We start from the raw sequence: 19,770 nt of genomic DNA, 5'->3' as shown, positions 1-19,770 counted from the left end.
TACCTTATTTAATTGATTGATTTCCTAATCCCTATACTTTCATGTTTATTGCCGCTGCTTCAATTTCTCCATATGCAGCCGGCCCTCTTGATTAAAGGCAGCAATTCCGGGCACATTCGGTCCCGCAAGATTGCTCTGTCCGGTACCGGTAACAGGCATTCGCGCTCCATCCATCTGCGGATCAGCGTACTTCACGAACCATTGCTCGAGTTGATTCCTCATCGCCTGAACGAGGTCCGCATATGCCGGTTCCCCATACAAGTTGTTGCGCTCCTCCGGATCACGCTCTAAATCGAAGAAAGCAAAAGGTCCGTAAGGATAACGATGAATATACTTATATTGGTACGAACGAATCATGCGCACAGGACCATATTCATCATAGACAACGATGTGACCTTCTTCCTGACCTTCTATGCCATCCAGCAACGAACAGAAGCTTCGCCCCGGCAAATCTGTATTCGATTGATAAGATATGCCTACATACTCGAGCAATGTCGGCATCACATCATATTGACTAAGCAACGCAGAGCTCACTTCGCCTTGCCTAATACGACCAGGATGACTGAATATAGCCGGTACTTTAACAGAATTGTCGTACATATTTTGCGGGTAGGTTGCATTACCCTTGCCCCATATACCATGTTGACCGCAGCTAAATCCGTTATCGCTCATAAAGCAAATTAACGTATTCTCTCGCAACCCAAGATGCTCAAGCTTGTCCAGCAACAGCCCTACGTTATAATCCATCGCTGTAACCGCTGCGAAGTATCCCTTAAGATTCTCCCTGGCCTCTTCGAATACATTCGCGGGATTAGACAGAGACAGGTAATCTGGATGCATAGGTTCCTGTGGACAAGAGTGAAATTGGCATTCGTTATACAGGTCAACATACTTCTGCGGATGCTCTCCAATCCACAAGTGGTGCGGCGCCGTATAATGAACACTTATATAGAACGGGTTCTTCCGCTCGGACTGCTCCTCGATAAATCCCATTGCATCTTGTGTGATCAAATCGGTTAAATATCCCGATTCTTTAATCACTTCCCCGTTTCGCACCATCATCGGGTTGTTGTAATGCCCACCGTCATACAGATAGGTGTACCAGTGGCTAAATCCATTCTGCGGCTTATAGTCATTACACAGCCCCCACTTTCCGCTAAGACCGCATATATACCCTTGCTCGGCTAACAGATCAGTATACGCGACTTGCCCGTCCAAATAAGACAAGTGCGGGTTATCATTCTCTCTGACGAAATCATGTACGCCATGCTGAGAAGGGATTTTCCCAGTAAGAATGGAACCTCTTGCCGGAGTGCACACGGGAGAGGTGCAGAAAAAATGATCGAATCGTATGCCTTCGCTCGCCAATCGATCCAAATTAGGCGTCTTGATCTCATCATTTCCAGCGCAGCCAAGCGCCCATTGTCCCTGATCGTCCGTCAGTATAAACACAATATTGGGTTTCTGAGTTGACATTGTTGTCGTTCCTCCATCCTCTCACAATCTTTTCTACACTAAGCCTGCTTAATCAACGCCTCCTGAGGCTTGACATTTTTCTTAAATATGAATAGGAACATGGACGTCGCCGCTACAATAAGAACTAAAAGTATGACTGACATATTACTGAATGGCGCGGCTTCCGCGCGACCGGAGAAATCGACTAGAGCCTTACTCATGAACGAAGCGCCGAAGAACATCCCGATAAAGGCAGCTCCGATTGAAGAGCCTAATTGCACGACCAGCTTCTCTATGCCAACGCCCGCGCCATGAAATTGAGATGGCAAAAGTTGGGTGTAGTTTGATAAATATCCTGAGAAAAACAGCACATAGCCAATATTGAAAACCCCAAGTCCAATAAATACAGGCACTGCCGAAAATCCGACAAAGAGTGCAACGACCAATAGACCGGTAAAAATGAAACCGCCTCCAAGGATCACCATATTTCTATATCCGATGGCCTTAATAATTCGTCCAGAGAACATGCCTGTCGCAAACGCCAATATATTGGTGAACATATTGAACATCCCGATTACGCTCAGAGACATGCCGTACGTATCCCTCACAATAAATGGGAAAATGAACAGGAACGCCGCTTGGGTCATATAAAAAATTAAGCAAACTAGAAGCGATCCGCTTACCCCTTTAATACTGAGCACACGCAGATCAACAAATGGATCTTTTTTCTTATTGGAATAAAGCACAAAAATGAAGCCAAGTACAATAGCTGCCCCCAACATCCAGAGATACTGCATTTTGAAGGTAAAGAAAAGAATAATAAGTGTGACGACTCCCGTCAGCATAACAACTCCTGCGTAATCAAAAGAATGCTGCCGGCTTTTCTCCTGTGGCATATGCCTGTAAATAGTTGGGATGCTGAATATCGTAATACATGAAAATAAGAAAATGTAATTCCAGCTCAGGTGCTCGGTAATATAGCCGCCGAGCGCATTGCCGAAAGCCGCGCCCAGTTGGAAAATGGCTCCGATAAATCCGAATAGCTTTGCCGCCTCAAGCTTATTGAAATAACGAAGCGCAATAATGACAGCTAGTGCGACCGGTGCTGCAATCGACATCCCGAACAAAACACGGAAAAGAATTAATAGCGTGAAATGATAGACGGAGAATACGCCGAGAACCGAAATAATCGGAAATGTGGCGCAAGTGACAAGCAAGATTCTCCGCATGCTGATGCGATCGGCTAATATCGTATAAACGATCGAGCAAACTCCAAATGCCAGCGTCCCCATTGAGATAACGAGACTCACCGTTGATGGGGCAACTTTGAATTCATCAACAAGCTTTGGGGATATCAAATTGAATACATTGTTATTAAATACAAAGAAAAATTCAAACACCAGCAACCAAGTCAATACCTTCCATATCCCGCGTTTTTCCTCTTTCGACAACTCAGTTGTCGTTCCCATAAATACTCACCCCATCCTTTAGTATGCTCCTTTATTTCAGCTACATGTAACTGTTTTCATTGTAATGGGATTGAGCCTATTTGTACATAACTTTTTTTGAATTTGAATAAAAGTATTTGTTTTTAATTATATAAAACCTGATATTCCAATAATTACTCGTAACTTATTTCGTTTTTGAATGTATGTATACGGATTCTTCATCAAACTATTTTTTCCTATTTTTCTCCATTCTTGTATCCCCATAAGGATTCAGCTAGAATGAGAATGAATTTTCTTTTCTAATGAATAGGAAGTGATTCTTCTGCTTAAGCAATTTACACAACCCATGTCGCCCAAAAATTTGAACTTGCAGACCATGTATCGGATTATTCATAAATTCGGGCCTGTATCGGTCAGTGATGTTGTGGAAATATCCAAATTAAAGCCCAATACTTGCTCTCGCTTATTAGAAGAGCTTCTTCTAGCGAATTTAATTCAGTTGTCCGGATACGGACTCTCCAGCGGGGGACGAAAGCCGCTCATGTATCGGATTAATGCGAAAGCCTATTCGGTAATCGGCATCGACATTTCACTCTCGTATATAACGATTGCGTTGCTTGATTTGGAGCTGGATATTATCGATGTCATAAAGAAAAAACTTCAATCATCTGAAAGTGCCGCAGCCATTCAAGCATTTTGCCTGGAATCCGTTCAAAGCTTAATTCAGGAACATCATATCGATCAAGAGAAGCTGCTTGGGATTGGAATTGGTTCGACCAGTCATCGTCCTGTAAACGGGATCGTGCAATTCATGGAGGAACGATTCCAAGTCAGGATCATAGAGAAAAACGGAGCAGATCTCGCAGCCCTGGGCGAATACCGCAAATTCAATCATGATCAGGGGGAACGGCTCCTTTACACGATGTCTAGCATTGGCATTCGGAGCGGATTTGTAACCAAACTCGGAATCGAAAATCGGCATTCCGTCCTATCCGATCATGCATTCGGCCATATGGTCGTAGATGTGAATGGTCCAAGATGCACCTGCGGCGCCTATGGATGCTTAGAGGCGTTCAGCAGCGTTCGAGCCATTCGTCACGAACTCGTGCGTCAGATTAAGTTGGGGCAACCATCTAAGCTTACTGCGCTTATAGACAATATCGAGCATCTCGAATTCGAGCATATGCAAGAAGCGCTTACGCTTGAAGATTCTTTGACTTGCCACGTTGTAAAAACCGCCGCCTATTATTTTGGCATTGGTCTGTTCAATTTGACCCTCATCACACAGCCGGACACCGTTATTATTGGAGGGGCGCTAGGTCCGAATCCCGTATTTTTCAATACTGCGGTCGACGCAGTTAAAAAAAGAATGTCAACCCTGCCTGAGATGAACATCCAATACAAACCTGCCGCAAACTACAACATTGTTGCCATTGGTGCAGGCTGCCACGTCATTGATTCATTTACGGAATAATATACAGCTCCTTTTGAATCATTTCCTCGCATATTTCCGCAAAAAAGCATCGTCCCGCATAAAGGGAACGATGCTTTTATTACGTTGAATCGCCGCAGCGACTTATCGATATAGATTAACTTATAACGGCGATATCGTTCTTGCGATACACCGAATACGGCCTATTTCGGTTGAGAGCAAGATGTAGCCCGCAGCAACGTTCCAGTAACTGGGGACTTTCTCGACAGCCTGAACAAGGCGCAGCCGTTATTGGCTGCGCCTTGTTCTTTTCATATCCAATTAAGGAATAGCTCGGTCGGCCTCCTTCTCTTCAGAAGCTGTTTGTGCCGCTTCAATGAGCAGCTCGAAGCTGCGGATACGCTTCTCCGGGTGGCGAATCGGAGCAAGCAAGATCAGCTCCGGCACATTCAGCCGCTCAGCCTTGCGCTTCAGCTCGCGCCATACCGACTCGCCTGTTCCTTTTGTAATATGCGGCTGCTTCACTTCGATCGTATACGGCTCCGTCGACTGCTTCTCGAATTGCTCCGCATGCTCCAGCGTCGATACTGTGATCGTGCGACCGCTTGCCAGATGAATCTTAATCAGCTGCACTTCGCTGGCAATCGCCGCAGCCTCCTCTTCCGTATCCGCGGCAATAATCGATAACGCCACCAGCGGTAGCGGCTCCGAGCCGCGCACCGAAGTAAAGGCATCACGATAAGCGTTCAAAGCCTCTTCCGCTGCATCCTCATCGCCCGTAATAAATAAGGAGAATACGTACGGCAATCCGAGGCGTGCGGCTTGCTTCGCGCTTTCGACCGACGTGCCGAGAATGAAGAGATCGGCGGGAATAAGCGGGAGCGGCGTGGCCTTCAATCCGTACAGCGGATGGCTCTCCTCCAAGGAATCCGTTAAGTAGCGGTCTAGTTCCGCGAGCTTCTCCGTCAAATCCGGCAAGGTACCGTCATTGCTCTGCCGAAGCGCCTGCGCAGACTTTGGCAATCCGCCCGGCGAACGTCCGATGCCGAGATCGACCCGGCCGGGCGCCAGCGACGACAGCACGTTGAAGTTTTCCGCAACCTTGTACGGGCTGTAATGCTGGAGCATAACGCCTCCTGAGCCTACGCGAATCCGCTCCGTGCTTGCCAGCAAATACGAGATGAGCACCTCCGGCGACGATCCCGCTACATGAGTGGAGTCATGATGCTCCGATACCCAGAAACGGTAGTAGCCTAGCTGCTCTGCCCGCTGCGCCAGCCGCACGGTACTCCTTAACGCTTCCGAGCCCGTATCTCCTTTATGAATAGGGCTTTGATCCAAAATGCTTAATCGTACAGCCATCTTGCAGCCTCCCTGTGTCATAAGTTTGATCGCATAGATGCGAGCAAGCCGCCCTCGCAAGTAGGACGGCTTTGCCGCAAGTTTCTAACTTGGTTTTTCTTGTTTACTTAGAGAATGTCGCTCGTTCTGGCTTAATCGCCCATTAGAATGCCGGTACAACAGCTACGCCGTACTTCTCTTCAATGAACTTCTTCACCTCTGGCGAAGTGAGCGCATCGTGCAGCTTTTTGATTTCCTCTCGGTTCTCGTCACCCTTGCGCACGACAATGATGTTGGCATATGGAGAATTCGCATTTTCACGGAACAGAGCTGACTCCGGATCAATCTTCGCTTCCAGAATCAAGTTCGTATTAATAATAGCGCCGTCCAGATCCGGCAGTGCACGCGGCAGCGTCGCGGAGTCGGCTTCAATAAATTCCAGCTTAAGCGGATTGTCGACAATGTCCTTCGGCGTCGCCTCATAGGTCGTGAGATCATCGCGCAGCTTGATCAGACCTTGCTCCTGAAGCAGCACCAGCGCGCGGTATTCATTGGACGGGTTGTTCGGAATGCCGATTTTGGCGCCTTCCTTAATCTCATCCTTCGACTTGAGCTTATCAGAGTAGAAGCCGATTGGCTCCACGTGAACCTTCGTCGTCACAGCAAAATCATAACCCTTCTCATCCTTGATCGAATCAAGGTAAGGCACGTGCTGGAAGAAGTTCGCATCGATCTGCTTCTCATGCAGCGCCGGATTCAGCTGCCCTTCATCGTCGAAGACCACCACTTCAAGGTCGACACCCTTCTCCTTCAAAGACGCCTTCACCTCATTCAAAATCTCGGCATGCGGCACGGCGGCGGAGCCGACCTTCAGCGTCACGCTTCCCGTATTGCCGCCAGCTGCCTCCGACGGCCCCGGCTCATTGCCCTTTTCCTTATTGCCAGATGAGCAGCCCGCAGCCAGGATGGCAAGAGTCAGCATAAGAGCAGCTACTGTAATCGATTTGATTTTTTTACGTTTCATCGGAATCATGACCTTCTTTCCTGTAATTGGATTCATGTGATTGCATTGTCTATGTATCGATTCCTGCGGGCGCTGGAATTGGATCATAGGATTGAATTGGATGAATCGGATTGCCTTATTCCCGTTTGAACCGCCGCTGCTGGATGCTTCGGGCCATCCAATCCCCCGTCCATTGAATGAGTTGAACGAGCACAATAATAACGAGCACGGTAGCAAGCAGAATATCCTCCCGGAACCGCTGATAGCCGAATCGGATTGCCAGGCTGCCCAGCCCGCCCGCTCCGATCGCTCCGGCTACTGCCGTAAATTCCGTAATCGCAATGACGGCAATCGTTGCAGCGCGCACAAGCGCGGGCAATGCCTCGGGAATGAGCACCCGAAAGATGATAACGGCGGGAGATGCGCCGACCGACTTCGCTGCTTCGATCTTGCCCCCGGCAACTTCTTTGAGCGAATTCTCGATAATTCGCGCCAGGAATGGAGCTGCACCGATGGACAATGCCACGATCGCCGCTTTCGGACCTAGCGAGGTACCGACGATGAATCGCGATACAGGCAGCAGAATGACGATTAGAATGATAAATGGCAAGGAGCGAACGGTATTTATGAAGAAGCCGATCACCTTGTTCAGAATCGGAATCGGCAGAATGCCGCCCCGTTCTGTCACGACCACCGTAATACCGAGCACCAGACCGATCGCGAGAGCGAACAGCGACGACCAGAACACCATATACAGCGTCTCCAGCAGTCCGGTCCACAGCAAATCGAATAGATCATCCCTCATATGCCCGCACCCTGTCCCTCTACCAAAAACCGATTGGCGTAATAGTTTTGCACAATATGGACGAACCGCTTTGACGTGGCGCTTTCGGGATGCATAAAAAATTTATCCACCGTACCCGTCTCTACAATTCGACCGCCTTCGATGACCGCCATCCGGTTGCAAATATGCTGCAGCACATCCAGCTCATGCGTAATGAGCACAATCGTCAGCTTCAGCTTGCGGTTAATATCCTTCATCAGCTCCAGGATGGAATGCGTCGTCTCCGGGTCAAGCGCCGACGTTGCCTCATCGCTGAGCAGCACATCGGGGTCGTTGGCGAGCGCCCGAGCAATGCCGACGCGCTGCTTCTGCCCTCCGCTCAGCTGCGACGGGTACATGCCCGCTTTGTCAGACAGCTGCACCAGCTCCAGGATGTCGGTCACGCGATCGCGAATTTCGGCTTTGCTCTTCCCCGCCACCTCCAGCGGGAAGGCGACATTCCCGTATACCGTGCGGGAGTCCAGCAGGTTGAACTGCTGGAAGATCATGCCGATCTTCTGGCGCGCTTGCCGCAGCTCCTTCCCCTTCAGCAGCATAATATCCTTGCCGCCGACGAGGATGGAGCCCGCATCCGGCTCCTCCAGCCGGTTCAGGCAGCGGATGAGCGTTGATTTGCCCGCGCCGCTGAAGCCGATAATGCCGAAAATATCTCCCCTGTCGATATGCAGATCGATTCCGTCAAGCGCCTGTATCGCAGCTCCTTTTGCCGTAGAATAGCTCTTGCTCAGTTGTTGTACTGTAATCATGCATACTGCCTCCACCCTGCCCTCAGGCCTCGCTGGCCGGCACTTGCTGGCTTAGCTCAATCGCCTGTTTCAAATCTTCGATGATGTCCTCAATCGCTTCCGTTCCGATCGACAGCCGGATTAGTCCCGGCGTAACGCCTGCCGCCAGTTGCTCCTGCTCCGACAGCTGCAAGTGCGTCGTGCTGGCCGGGTGGATAATGAGCGACTTGGAGTCGCCGACATTTGCCAGATGAGAGAATAGTTTTACGCCATGGATGAGCTGCTTGCCGGCTGCGACGCCTCCCTTGATTCCGAATGCGAGAATCGCTCCCTGCCCTTTTTTCAAATATTTCTGCGCCAAGGCGTAGGAAGCGTGCGACTCAAGCCCCGGATAGCTGACCCACTCAACATCCGGATGGTCTTCCAGATACCGGGCTACAGCCAGCGCGTTCTCGCTATGACGCTCCAGTCTAAGATGCAGCGTCTCCAACCCTTGCAACAGCAGGAAGGAGTTGAATGGGGACAAGACCGCGCCGATATCTCTCAGCAGTTGAACTCTAGCTTTCGTAATATAAGCCAGCTCCTTGAACGCTTCTGTAAACACAATGCCTTCATAGCTCGAATCAGGCTCCGTCAGCCCCGGGAACTTGCCGCTCGCTTCCCAGTCGAACTTGCCGCCGTCTACGATGACCCCGCCGATCGACGTACCGTGACCGCCAATAAACTTGGTGGCGGAATGAACGACAATGTCTGCGCCATGGGCGATTGGCTGAAGCAGATAAGGGCTCGGGAACGTGTTATCCACAATGAGTGGAATGCCGTTGTCATGCGCCGCTTCCGCGATCGTCTCGATATCCAGCACATCCCCTTTTGGGTTGCCGATCGTTTCTGCGAAGATCGCTTTCGTATTGCTGCGGATCGCTTTGCGGAAATTCTCAGGGTCCGACGGATCGACAAAGGTCACGTCGATGCCGAATTTCAGAAAGGTCGTGGCGAACAAATTGTACGTGCCCCCGTACAGGCTGGCCGAGGATACGATATGGTCCCCCGCTCCTGCAAGGTTGAAGATGGAATACGTGATTGCCGCTTGACCCGATGCGGTAGACAAGGCCCCGGCGCCGCCTTCTAAGGCAGCGACTCTTCGCTCGAATACATCCGTCGTTGGATTGCCTACGCGGGTGTAGATATGACCGAACTCCTTCAGTCCGAACAGGTTCGCCGCGTGCTCGGTATCACGAAACCCATAAGATGTCGTCTGATAAATCGGTACCGCTCTTGCAAAGGTAGCGGGATCAAGCTCTTGTCCTCCGTGGACAGCCAGTGTCTCAGGACGGTAGTTTTGCTCGTCTGCCATGTTCAACACTCTCCTCGTATGATGAATGGGTGAACAAAAAAAGGAGATGCAACTGAACGATCAGCAGCATCCCCGGTTATCCGGTAGAATAATATTGAGTATTCATACCTATTTAGTTGGACTTATGAACACAGTATAGGCCAGCTTCCCGGATTCGTCAACATTTCAAAAAAAGATTATTTCAAGCAATCATTTGAAAATGGGGATTGACGCAAGAATTGGCACCGTGTTAAATTATTTTCCAATAAATCTTATATGATTAATTGGATATGGGGGGTGCACAACATGACAGCGAAACGTCAAATTAAACTATCGGCTTATCTGGTCGGGACCGGCATGCATACCGCCTCATGGCGGCTGCCGGGGGCGCAGCCCGGCTCCAGCATCGACATCGACTATTACAAGCGGTTGGCTCAGGCGGCCGAGCGCGGCAAGTTCGATATCGCCTTCCTGGCCGACAGCCTTGCCATTAACGAAGTGTCCCATCCCAACATTCTGAACCGCTTCGAGCCCATTACGCTCATCGCCGCTCTGGCCGGAGCTACGTCACATATCGGCCTGGTCGCCACCGCGTCCACCTCCTATATCGAGCCGTTCAATCTGGCAAGACTGCTCATGTCGGTCGATCATATCAGCAAAGGTCGAGCAGGCTGGAATATCGTCACAACACGTGATCTCTCCGGCAATACTGCCCGCAACTTCGGTGCCGAGGAGCATCTGGAGCACAGCTTCCGCTACAAGCGCGCGGCTGAATTTCTGCAAGTCGTACGCGGGCTGTGGGACTCCTGGGAGGACGACGTCTTCGTGCGCGATAAGGAGTCCGGCGTATTCTTCGATCCTGAGAAGCTGCATCGTATCCGGCATAAAGGCGAGTTTTTCTCCGTAGAGGGTCCGCTCAATATCGGCCGTTCCCCGCAAGGCCATCCCGTCCTTGTGCAGGCAGGCACCTCGGATTCCGGCCAAAGCTTCTCTGCCCAGGTTGCGGAAGTCATCTTCTCGATCAAATACAACTTTGAGGACGCCGAGCAGTTCTACCGTTCATACAAGCGTATTGTAGCGGAAGCCGGACGCAACCCGGAGCATGTCCATATCCTGCAGGGCTTCTCCCCCATCATCGGCAGCACGGAGGCGGAGGCGACGGAGAAGCGAAAGCAGCTGGAATCGCTTATCAGTGAGGATACCGGCATCAGCTTCCTCTCCGATTATTTCAAGGATATCGACTTTACCGGCTATACGCTGGACGCGCGCGCCGATGAGTTGGGGCTCGGCAAGCTTAAGCTCGCCAAGTCGGATTACCGTAAGCATCAGCCAGTGATCGAGCGGGAGAATCCGACGCTTCGGGAGCTGTACTCCTTGCTTACCGGCGCATTCAGCGGCGAAGATTGGGTCGGTACCCCGGAGAAGATCGCCGAAACCATTGAGCGCTGGTTTCTCGGCGGAGCAGCCGACGGCTTCATGCTGATGGCGCCTTCTCTGCCCGACGGGCTGGAGGTCTTCGTCGACCAGGTGGTTCCGATCTTGCAGAAGCGCGGACTATTCCGCACCGAATATGAAGGCGCCACGCTTCGCGAGCATCTGGGCATCCCCATTCCGCCTAACCGATATACAAGCATTCATGCCTAAATGACGGGGCTGGCCCGACGCTGCGGCGCCGTCCAGCCCGCTATTTTTACTGATTCATATAGCTTGCCTTCGCTCGATATACACATTCGAAAATGCCCTTGCGACTTCTGCTCCACACCGCACCCCCACCGGCATAAAAACAGAGGCTGCGTCCGGTTTTTATCAAAGCGCAGCCTTGGTCTTTCCATAACCCCACCCTTCATCCATCGATGTCGGGAGCCTCATCCAGCCCTCATGCTCACAGGGCCCCGAACTGTCCTTCTGATTGCCCTTTGCCCCTTCTATCCTGCACGACAACAACATACCCGTGTCCGGCATACCAGCTCGGGAGCGCATCGTTCATCGTCTGCTTGTCTTCCTTGTTGTACGGCGTGCGCAGCAGCACCGGATGATCTTCAACATCAGCGGGACGGTAGATTTCCGTGTATAGCTTGAAGCCATCTCTCATCACAGCCGCAACATCTCGCCCAATGAGGATATCGCTCCATTTTGGCCGTATGGTCGCTCCTTTCGTGCTGGGATAGGGAACAAAAAAAGAAGACGCGCTGTAACAACGCATCTCCGGTGATCCGGTAAATACCAGCCTCTTTGCAATCGATAAGGATTAAACGGTTTTGGACTATTCATTTCATAATCCCCATTGGATTATTTGGTAATTTGTGTATATACTATCATTGATATGGACCAAGCGTCAAAATAACATACGATCCAGAAATTCACAAAACATTCTTCGACTTTTTATTCCACATATCGCCATTCTTCTCTATTTGTTGTAAACTATAGATAAGAAATGATACTTTCGCATGAAATTTTATACTTTCAAAGGAGGATTAGCCCTTTGGACTGTCCATGTAGGAATCAAATCGAGAAGCTCAGAGTCATTATGGAAAACACCTTTGACGAGTTCCAATCCTTCGTCGACCCGTCCGTACTGCTAGCTAGCCAAGCGCTGGACGACGCTCTTGTCCAATACCGCAAATGCCCGATGTTCAACCAATGCAACCAATGGGGGCGCACATGCACAGAAGATAAGAAGAAGCGCATGGCTGGCTAGCACGCCCCTGCCATCCCTTTACACATAGACTGCAGCACCTGAGTGACTCCAGCTTTCTTGCCCGCTGCCTATTGAAAGAAGCCCCGAGACACTCGGAGGCTTCTATTGTCATGCCTAATGCTTCCCCAGATGCAAATAAAAATCCAAATCCGCCTGTAGATGCTCCTTCATCAGCCTCTCTGCGGTTGCTGCGTCATGAGCGCGAATCGCATCCAGAATATGCTGGTGCTCATCAATCAGGAACGGGCGTTTATAATAGACGACCGCTCTTCGGAACAAATAGATGATGGATTGCATCCGATCAATAATACTAATAATTTCCGGGTTCCGGCTCGCCTGAACGATCAGATCATGGAACTGCTTGTTCGCATCCATCGTTACCTCGACCGTGCCTTCGTGCGCAATCGTGATGCATTCCTGCACCTTGTCCTGAGTCGCCTCGTCCATATAAGATGCTGCGCAGCGCGCAGCGAAACCCTCCAGAAGCATGCGCACCTCGAAGATATGGCGCAAATCCTCCACTGTGGGCTGTACGACACGCTTGCGCTGAATGAGGCCCTCCTGCTCCAGCTTCCGAATCGACTCTCTGACAGGCGTTCGGCTGACGCCGAGTTCTTCCGCAAGTCGTTCTTCTACCAGCTTTGTTCCTCCCGGCAATTCTCCGTTCAATATTTTATCCCTAATCAGCTCATAACAATGCACATATGCCGCTTGAAACGCCTGCTTGCTCATGAATTTAACCTTCCTTTGCTGCTCATAAAAATAGCGGTTCGGTACAGACTATCTCTAAATTATAAAGCTATCGAATCGCCTTTGAAAGTGGAATCCAATATTTATTTTGTATCCATTTCGTATTTTTTGTATACATTTTTAAAATATTTGTGTACAATAACTTTCGAAATCACTAAACAACACGATATAGGAGGTTCCAACATGAAGATTGGTTTCGTTGGACTTGGCATCATGGGTAAACCAATGGCCAAAAATTTGATTCAAAAAGGTTATAGCCTTACGGTGTACGATCTGAATACGGAAGCCGTTGCCGACGTGGTACAGGCGGGTGCAGTGCAAGGAGCTTCCCCTAAAGCCGTTGCAATTGAAAGCGATGTCATAATTACGATGCTCCCTAATAATGCAATTGTGAAGAGCGTTGTTCTTGGCGAGGACGGCATTATCCATGGAGCCAAAGAAGGCACTATCGTAGTCGATATGAGCTCCATCTCGCCCGTCGTGGCGAAGGAAGTGGCCGAGGCTCTTGCGGCGCAAGGCATCTCCATGCTGGATGCACCGGTAAGCGGCGGCGAGCCCAAAGCGATTGACGGCACCTTATCCATTATGGCGGGCGGAGATGAAGCGGCCTTCCAGCGCGTACTGCCCGTTCTTACTAGCATGGGCAAAGATGTGGTCCGTGTCGGCCCGAGCGGCAGCGGCTCCACAGCGAAGCTGGCCAATCAGATCATTGTAAACGTTAACATAGCAGCCATGTCCGAAGCGCTCGTATTGGCGGCAAAAGCCGGCATCGATATCGAGAAGCTCTACCAGGCGATCCGAGGCGGATTGGCAGGCAGCACGGTGCTTGATGCCAAGGTTCCCATGATTCTGGAGCGCAATTTCAAGGCGGGCGGCCGTGTTGACATTAACTTGAAAGACCTGACGAACGTGATGGAGACGGCTGACGCCTATGACGTGCCGCTTCCGCTTACAGCCCATGTGCGCCATGTATTCGAGACGCTCCGGGATGAAGGCAAGCAAGCACATGATCACGGCGGCATCGTTCAGTACTACGAGAAGCTGGCGAATGTGGAAGTCGGCGGCAAGAATCCTAAATAATCAACAACACTACGACGAAAAGGTGGAAGCCCTATGTTAACCGGACCTATGCTCATTGTTGCATTCGTTATTGCATTAGCCTTTCTCTTCCTGCTTATTATCAAATGGAAGGTTGAACCGTTTCTCGCTTTGACTGTTATCGCCTTCGGAACGGCGATCGCCATCGGGATTCCGCTGAAGGAAGTGCCTGGCATCGTCACCTCCGGCTTCGGCAATACGCTTACAGGGGTTGGCATTTTGATCGGTCTTGGCGTTATCTTCGGCCAATTCCTTGGCGCTTCCGGCGCGATCGAGAAAATTGCCGAAGCGCTGCTGAAAATATTCGGCATCAAGAAATCCCCGGCAGGCCTTGCCGTATCAGGTACTATCGTATCGATTCCTGTCTTTTTCGACGCCGCTTTCGTCATTCTGAGCGGATTGCTGAAGAGTCTCGCCTCCCGCACAGGGATCTCGATTATTACGTTCGTCACGGCGCTTGGCATCGGCCTCATTACCTCTCATAACATGATTGCGCCTACGCCTGGCCCGATGATCGTAGCTGAGAATACGGGCTCGGATCTGGGATTGTTCATTCTGTACGGATTAATCTGCGCTATTCCGGCTACGCTTGTCGGGGGCTTCGTATACGGCATGTTCATCGGCAAACGTGTGAAAACCGAAGTGAAAGCAGAGGACATCAAAGAGGTGAAAGTCGAGGAAGGCTCGCGCAAAGAAATCAGCACGGCATTGTCCTTCGGCATGCTGGCGCTTCCGATCGTGCTAATTCTGGCGAATACCTTCTCCAAAATGCTGTTCCCGGGCACGTCCATTGAGACGTTCTTCGGATTCATCGGTGACAAGAACATCGCCCTGCTAATAAGCGTTCTGGCGGCGATCATCTTCCTTCGCCCCTACATTGCGGACAATTACAACAAACTGTATTCCGAAGCGATCGCTACGGCGGGCATGATCGTACTCATTACGGGCGCGGGCGGCGCATTCGGCGCAGTCATTAATCATAGCGGCATCGGTGACTATCTGATTACGACGATGCAGAGCTGGAGCATTCCGGTTCTCATGCTGGCCTTTATTTTCTCTCAAATCCTGCGGGCATCACTCGGCTCTTCGACGGTGGCGCTGGTGACAACGTCTACTATCATGGGACCGCTTATTGTCGATCTGGGCGTATCGCCTATTCTGCTCGGCCTCGCAATCTGTGCGGGCGGCATCGGCTTGTCACTGCCGAATGACTCCGGCTTCTGGGTCGTGAACCGCTTCGGCAAGCTGACGGTGCCGCAGACGCTTAAAGTATGGACGCTCGGCGGTTTCATCGCCGGCCTGACCGCGCTGGCTTCCGTCTATGCGCTTAGCCTGTTCAGCGGCATTCTGCCAGGGCTGTAATCTCCCTAACTATAAATAAAAAGGTGTGAAACCTATGCATATTGGAAACCGATTGGCGAAAGACGTATTTGACCGCTTGCCTGCTGTCGACAGCAGGCAAGTGAATGAATGGCTTAAAGCGGAGCTGCAAAGCTTCGACCGGAAAATCATTGTGCTGGACGATGATCCGACCGGCGTTCAGACGGTACATGGCATCTCCGTGTATACAGATTGGTCGCTGGAGACGATGCTCCAAGGCTTTCGCGAGCAAGAATCGATGTTCTTCATCTTGACCAACTCGCGCGGCCTCATCGCAAGCGAGACGGAAACGGTTCACCGCGACATTGCCCGTCATGCGGCGGAGGCGTCCAAACAGCTTGGCGGCAAGCCTTATCTGATTGTGAGCCGCGGCGATTCCACGCTTAGGGGACATTATCCGCTGGAGACCGAGACGCTACGCCAGACTACGGAAGCGGCTTCCGGCATCCCGTTTGACGGCGAGGTCATTCTGCCCTTCTTCAAAGCGGGCGGACGTTATACGATCGACAACATCCATTACGTTCAATATGGCGAGGAACTGATACCTGCGGGCGCAACGGAATTCGCTCGTGACCGCACCTTCGGATATACCGAGTCCGATCTGGGACGTTGGGTCGAAGAAAAATCAGGCGGTGCATTCAAAGCTGCGGACACCACGTACGTCTCGCTAGACAGCCTGCGCGCGCTGCAAATCGGAGACATCGAGGAGCAGCTTATGAACGTAAGCGACTTTAATAAGGTCGTCGTTAATGCCGTCGACGACATCGACGTGAAGGTGTTCGCCATTGCGCTAGTGCGTGCGATGAAGAAGGGCAAAACGTTCATGTTCCGTACGGCTGCGGCCTTTACGAAAGTCATTGGCGGCGTAAGCGACAGACCGCTTCTGACGAAGGAAGAGGTGGTGGACGGCCAGCCAGGGTCCGGCGGGCTGATCCTCGTCGGCTCGCATGTAAAGAAAACGACCGAGCAGCTTGAGCAGCTGAAAACATGCGATTTTATAACCTTTATCGAATTTGATGTTCATCTGGTGACGCAGCCGGAAGCATTCAAAGCCGAGATTGACCGTGTCATCGCCGAGTCAGAAGCGGCAATTGCAGGCGGCAAGACCGTTACAGTCTATACGCGCCGCGAGCGGCTGGATCTTGGGGAAGGCAAGCAAGAGGAAGAACTGCAGCAATCGGTGAAAATTTCGGATGCCGTCACCAGCATTGTACAGCGGCTGAACGTGCGGCCGAAGTACATCATTGCCAAAGGCGGCATTACATCCAGCGATATCGGCACCAAGGGATTGCGCGTACAGCGCGCAACGGTCGCCGGACAGATCCAGCCCGGCATTCCAGTCTGGATTACAGGAGACGAAAGTAAGTTCCCCGGGCTGTATTACATCATCTTCCCGGGCAATGTAGGATCAGTATCCACGCTGAAAGATACGGTAGAGCTGCTAGAGCGATAATCCATCGGGACTGAAGACAAATCGCGGCGCGTGCGGACAACTGATGATGCCCTGCATACGCCGTTTTATTGGGGAAGGAGTTCAATCATGCTACTATCGACCAAAGACATCTTGCTGGCAGCACAACAAGAGAAAAAAGCGGTTGCCGCCTTTAACGTATTTAATCTGGAGACGGTGCAAGCTGCTGTGCGAGCGGCAGAGGAAGAGGATCGCCCCGTGATTATCGCGCTCGGCGAGCGTTACTTGCCTACCGTCGATCTGGAAGGTTTCGCCGCGCTGGCAATCGCTATCGCACGGAAGGCAACCGTTCCCGTCGCGCTTCATCTAGATCATGCCTACGAAAAGGAATCCATAGTCCGGGCAATCCGGTGCGGCTTCACGTCTGTCATGTATGACGGCTCCAAGTACGAGCTAGAAGAAAATATTGCACGCACGAAAGAAATCGTAGAGCTTGCCCATATGGCAGGTGTATCCGTGGAAGCGGAGATCGGCTCCGTATCAAGAGGCGCTTACTCCGACGAAGAGGAAGGTGACGGACGACTGACCGATCCCGCCGACGCCAAGCGTTTTGTCGAGGAGACTGGCGTTGACTTCCTGGCTGCGGCTATCGGCACGGTACACGGCATGTATACGGGCGAGCCCAAGATTGATCTGGAGCTGCTCCGCAACATACAAGCATCGGTGCAGGTTCCGCTCGTGCTGCATGGCGGGTCTGGCACGCCCGATATGATTATTGCCCAGGCAATCGAAAGCGGCATATGCAAGGTGAACATCAATACCGAGGTATCCCTCGCCGCCGTGTCTCATCTGATCCAATTTGCCTCCACGGCTGAGCCGCAGCGTGCTCACCTGTCCACGATCATGGCGGATATGCAAGGCACAATCTTGCCGGTCATGAAGAAATTCGTAAAGCTGCTGGCCCAACAAAAGCAAGCATAGAGCTGCAAAAGTTAGTCTGTAAATCGTGATTGAGCAAAAGAAAGAAGCCTTCCTTGAAATCGAAGTGTTTGACACTTCCAGTTCCAAGGAATGGCTTCTTTTTCTTTAACAGTTGTCATGGCAGGAACAAACGGAGCAAGAACTAGCTGGAGAAGCGATAGCGTTCGCCTTTGTATTCGGATTCCACCATTAAACTCGAGTTCAGGGAATCCGAATTGGGCAGCGATCGGAAGTATTGGTCTTGCGCAGTTTGTGCTCAGCCATGGCATAGTCTTTAAATTTGTGACATCGTCTTGCAATTAAAATAGAGCTGCCTATTAGTCAAAAAAGACTTTTAGACAGCTCTTGGTGTTTCAGATGAATTCCGTCTCTGCTCAGCTCGATAACCCGCCCAGCTTGCACGAGATTCGCGAAGCGGCATCCCTTACCTGTTCGATCACAGCAGGAATTTCATCCTTGTTCAGCCGATGGATCGGACCTGCCGCCGACAGACTCGCCACAATACGCTGCTGAGGATCAAGAATTGGAGCCGCTACGGCGAAAGCATCCGAATCGTATTCGCCCAGCGTGAAGCTATAGCCCTGCTGCCGGATCGTATTCAGCTCCTGATATAACGCTTCGGCTCCTTGCTCGCCTTCGGAGAACAGCTTGCACATCTCCTCGATAATCTTGTCGCTTTCGTAGGCGAGCAGCGTCTTGCCCGATGCGCCCAAATTAAGCGGGAGCACTCGCCCGTTCTCGATGGATAACCGGATCAGCCGCTTGCTCGTCACATTTTCGATGCAGATCGCCTTCGAGCCGGAGCGCACGAACAGTACGGTCGTCTCTCCTGTCGCGAACGTCAGCTCTTCCATAATCGGCCGGGCAATCGTCAGCAGGTCCTTCTCGATCTGCTGCGACAGGCTTCTGGCCAGATCGAAGATGCGCAGGCCAAGGCCAATCTGGCCCCTGCCCTTGCGCTCGACGAAGCCGTTTTTGATCAGCGTCTGAATGAATCGGTACGCCGTGCTGTCCGGTATGCCCACCTTCTCGGCGATTTCGCTTACAGTGAGCGTCGAGCCGGACTCTGCCAATACGAATAATATATCGATTGCTCTTCCTAACGTCTGTGTTCCGTTCATATCAGCACCTCGGAGGTATGCTATACTTGGTCATTTATCGTGATCATTATATCATACACGCCATTCCCCGCGAGCTTTTGACATCGATCTTTTTTCCAGCCAAAGCAGAATCAGATTGGCCTGTACTTGTAGAAAAAGGAAAGAACAGACCTATGAAGAATACATAACGGGAGGGGAGGGAAATGGATTATGATCTATGTTGTCAGACACGGTCAGACGGATTGGAATAAGGAAGGCAGATTGCAAGGGCTACGGATTGCCGCTGAATGAGGCAGGCATTCGCCAAGCTGAGGAACTGAAGGAGCAGCTGGCCTCCGTTCGATTCGACCATGTCATTTCATCGCCGCAGGCGCGGGCGATTCAGACTGCCGAGATCGCTTCCGGGCTTCCCGTGCATATCGACGAACGGCTCGATGTCTTCGACCTTGGTGAAGCGGATGGACTGAGGAAGAGCGAGGTGACGCTGGCAGGACCGGTCCCCGATGCCAGCATCTATAAGGGCGTGGAAGATATTCAAAGCTTCATGCAGCGGGTTTTCGCGTTCATGGGAGAGCTTGAAGCCCGTTATGGTCAAAGCGGCGTGAACATCCTCTTATCAGGTCACCGCTGTACGACAGGCAGTATCGGCGCTTATTTCGAAGGCGTGCCTGAGGACCGCAATATTTTGCGATATTCGTCGGACAATGGTGCATATAAAACGTACACCTTCCGATCCACAGCTTCTTGATCTTGACTCTTGACGCTCAAGGA

The 19,770-nt window shown here is 51.3% G+C and carries 20 protein-coding genes; 9 read left to right on the top strand and 11 right to left on the bottom strand.

All coding sequences use genetic code 11. The features are described from left to right. Window positions 1–45: 45 nt before the first annotated feature. Window positions 46–1,476, bottom strand: coding sequence for a sulfatase family protein (locus AC0YNW_RS01620; RefSeq protein WP_475830504.1), 1,431 nt, complete (start codon window positions 1,474–1,476; stop codon window positions 46–48). Window positions 1,477–1,514: 38 nt separating this feature from the next. Further along, window positions 1,515–2,924 (bottom strand): MFS transporter, encoded by a 1,410-nt coding sequence (locus tag AC0YNW_RS01615; protein WP_475830503.1) that lies wholly within the window; start codon window positions 2,922–2,924, stop codon window positions 1,515–1,517. Between the two features lie 520 nt (window positions 2,925–3,444). Between AC0YNW_RS01615 and AC0YNW_RS01610 the strand changes: the two genes are divergently transcribed. After that, window positions 3,445–4,377 carry an ROK family protein gene (locus AC0YNW_RS01610; RefSeq protein WP_475830502.1) on the top strand — a complete coding sequence of 311 codons (933 nt, stop codon included), beginning with the start codon at window positions 3,445–3,447 and terminating at the stop codon, window positions 4,375–4,377. 279 nt (window positions 4,378–4,656) lie between these two features. On the opposite strand, the gene AC0YNW_RS01605 is transcribed toward AC0YNW_RS01610, so the two are convergent. From AC0YNW_RS01605 to AC0YNW_RS01585, 5 genes are all read right to left on the bottom strand, one after another. Further along, window positions 4,657–5,697 carry an LLM class flavin-dependent oxidoreductase gene (locus tag AC0YNW_RS01605; RefSeq protein ID WP_475830501.1) on the bottom strand — a complete coding sequence of 347 codons (1,041 nt, stop codon included), beginning with the start codon at window positions 5,695–5,697 and terminating at the stop codon, window positions 4,657–4,659. A 142-nt stretch (window positions 5,698–5,839) separates the two neighbouring features. Continuing rightward, window positions 5,840–6,700, bottom strand: coding sequence for a MetQ/NlpA family ABC transporter substrate-binding protein (locus AC0YNW_RS01600; RefSeq protein ID WP_475830500.1), 861 nt, complete (start codon window positions 6,698–6,700; stop codon window positions 5,840–5,842). Between the two features lie 115 nt (window positions 6,701–6,815). Continuing rightward, window positions 6,816–7,484 carry a methionine ABC transporter permease gene (locus AC0YNW_RS01595; protein WP_475830499.1) on the bottom strand — a complete coding sequence of 223 codons (669 nt, stop codon included), beginning with the start codon at window positions 7,482–7,484 and terminating at the stop codon, window positions 6,816–6,818. Beyond that, window positions 7,481–8,269 carry a methionine ABC transporter ATP-binding protein gene (locus tag AC0YNW_RS01590; RefSeq protein WP_387472347.1) on the bottom strand — a complete coding sequence of 263 codons (789 nt, stop codon included), beginning with the start codon at window positions 8,267–8,269 and terminating at the stop codon, window positions 7,481–7,483. Before AC0YNW_RS01590 ends, AC0YNW_RS01595 begins: the two co-directional genes overlap by 4 nt. A 22-nt stretch (window positions 8,270–8,291) precedes the next feature. Beyond that, window positions 8,292–9,602, bottom strand: a complete 1,311-nt coding sequence (locus tag AC0YNW_RS01585) for a homocysteine synthase (protein WP_475830498.1) — start codon at window positions 9,600–9,602, stop codon at window positions 8,292–8,294. 285 nt (window positions 9,603–9,887) lie between these two features. Here AC0YNW_RS01585 and AC0YNW_RS01580 point away from each other — a divergent pair, with 285 nt between their 5' ends. Continuing rightward, complete coding sequence (locus AC0YNW_RS01580) at window positions 9,888–11,225, top strand: LLM class flavin-dependent oxidoreductase (protein ID WP_475830497.1); 1,338 nt, start codon at window positions 9,888–9,890, stop codon at window positions 11,223–11,225. Here the strand turns inward: AC0YNW_RS01580 and AC0YNW_RS01575 are convergent. Beyond that, window positions 11,222–11,413 carry a hypothetical protein gene (locus tag AC0YNW_RS01575; protein ID WP_475830496.1) on the bottom strand — a complete coding sequence of 64 codons (192 nt, stop codon included), beginning with the start codon at window positions 11,411–11,413 and terminating at the stop codon, window positions 11,222–11,224. The two genes, AC0YNW_RS01580 and AC0YNW_RS01575, sit on opposite strands and share 4 nt — an antisense overlap. 50 nt (window positions 11,414–11,463) lie before the next feature. Then, the gene (locus tag AC0YNW_RS01570) at window positions 11,464–11,784 is read right to left on the bottom strand and encodes a CocE/NonD family hydrolase (RefSeq protein WP_475830495.1); all 321 of its coding nucleotides are present in this window, start codon (window positions 11,782–11,784) and stop codon (window positions 11,464–11,466) included. A gap of 279 nt (window positions 11,785–12,063) precedes the next feature. Here AC0YNW_RS01570 and AC0YNW_RS01565 point away from each other — a divergent pair, with 279 nt between their 5' ends. Next, entirely contained in the window at window positions 12,064–12,279 is a 216-nt protein-coding gene (locus AC0YNW_RS01565) for an aspartyl-phosphate phosphatase Spo0E family protein (RefSeq protein ID WP_387472353.1), read from the top strand. Between the two features lie 114 nt (window positions 12,280–12,393). Here the strand turns inward: AC0YNW_RS01565 and AC0YNW_RS01560 are convergent, their stop codons facing one another. Continuing rightward, entirely contained in the window at window positions 12,394–13,011 is a 618-nt protein-coding gene (locus tag AC0YNW_RS01560) for a GntR family transcriptional regulator (RefSeq protein WP_475830494.1), read from the bottom strand. Between the two features lie 201 nt (window positions 13,012–13,212). Between AC0YNW_RS01560 and garR the strand changes: the two genes are divergently transcribed. The 4 genes from garR to AC0YNW_RS01540 all read left to right on the top strand — a co-directional run bounded on the left by garR (window position 13,213) and on the right by AC0YNW_RS01540 (window position 17,899). Then, the gene (gene garR / locus AC0YNW_RS01555; protein ID WP_475830493.1) at window positions 13,213–14,109 is read left to right on the top strand and encodes a 2-hydroxy-3-oxopropionate reductase; all 897 of its coding nucleotides are present in this window, start codon (window positions 13,213–13,215) and stop codon (window positions 14,107–14,109) included. A 33-nt stretch (window positions 14,110–14,142) separates the two neighbouring features. Next, the gene (locus tag AC0YNW_RS01550; RefSeq protein WP_475830492.1) at window positions 14,143–15,489 is read left to right on the top strand and encodes a GntP family permease; all 1,347 of its coding nucleotides are present in this window, start codon (window positions 14,143–14,145) and stop codon (window positions 15,487–15,489) included. Window positions 15,490–15,523: 34 nt separating this feature from the next. After that, complete coding sequence (locus tag AC0YNW_RS01545; protein ID WP_475830491.1) at window positions 15,524–16,960, top strand: four-carbon acid sugar kinase family protein; 1,437 nt, start codon at window positions 15,524–15,526, stop codon at window positions 16,958–16,960. Between the two features lie 87 nt (window positions 16,961–17,047). Further along, a complete protein-coding gene (locus tag AC0YNW_RS01540) occupies window positions 17,048–17,899 on the top strand; it encodes a class II fructose-bisphosphate aldolase (RefSeq protein WP_475830490.1) in 852 nt (283 codons plus the stop codon). A gap of 374 nt (window positions 17,900–18,273) precedes the next feature. Here the strand turns inward: AC0YNW_RS01540 and AC0YNW_RS01535 are convergent, their stop codons facing one another. After that, window positions 18,274–19,020 carry an IclR family transcriptional regulator gene (locus AC0YNW_RS01535; protein ID WP_475830489.1) on the bottom strand — a complete coding sequence of 249 codons (747 nt, stop codon included), beginning with the start codon at window positions 19,018–19,020 and terminating at the stop codon, window positions 18,274–18,276. A gap of 189 nt (window positions 19,021–19,209) precedes the next feature. Between AC0YNW_RS01535 and AC0YNW_RS01530 the strand changes: the two genes are divergently transcribed. Both AC0YNW_RS01530 and AC0YNW_RS01525 read left to right on the top strand, forming a co-directional pair. Then, window positions 19,210–19,290, top strand: coding sequence for a histidine phosphatase family protein (locus AC0YNW_RS01530; protein ID WP_475831250.1), 81 nt, complete (start codon window positions 19,210–19,212; stop codon window positions 19,288–19,290). Then, entirely contained in the window at window positions 19,277–19,747 is a 471-nt protein-coding gene (locus AC0YNW_RS01525) for a histidine phosphatase family protein (RefSeq protein WP_475831249.1), read from the top strand. The genes AC0YNW_RS01530 and AC0YNW_RS01525 overlap by 14 nt, the downstream gene beginning before the upstream one ends. The last annotated feature ends 23 nt before the right edge of the window (window positions 19,748–19,770 follow it).

It is taken from the genome of Paenibacillus sp. J31R120 (assembly GCF_056269225.1).
The sequence above is the reverse complement of the archived record's forward strand: the minus strand, read 5'-3'. Positions and strand labels throughout refer to the sequence as shown.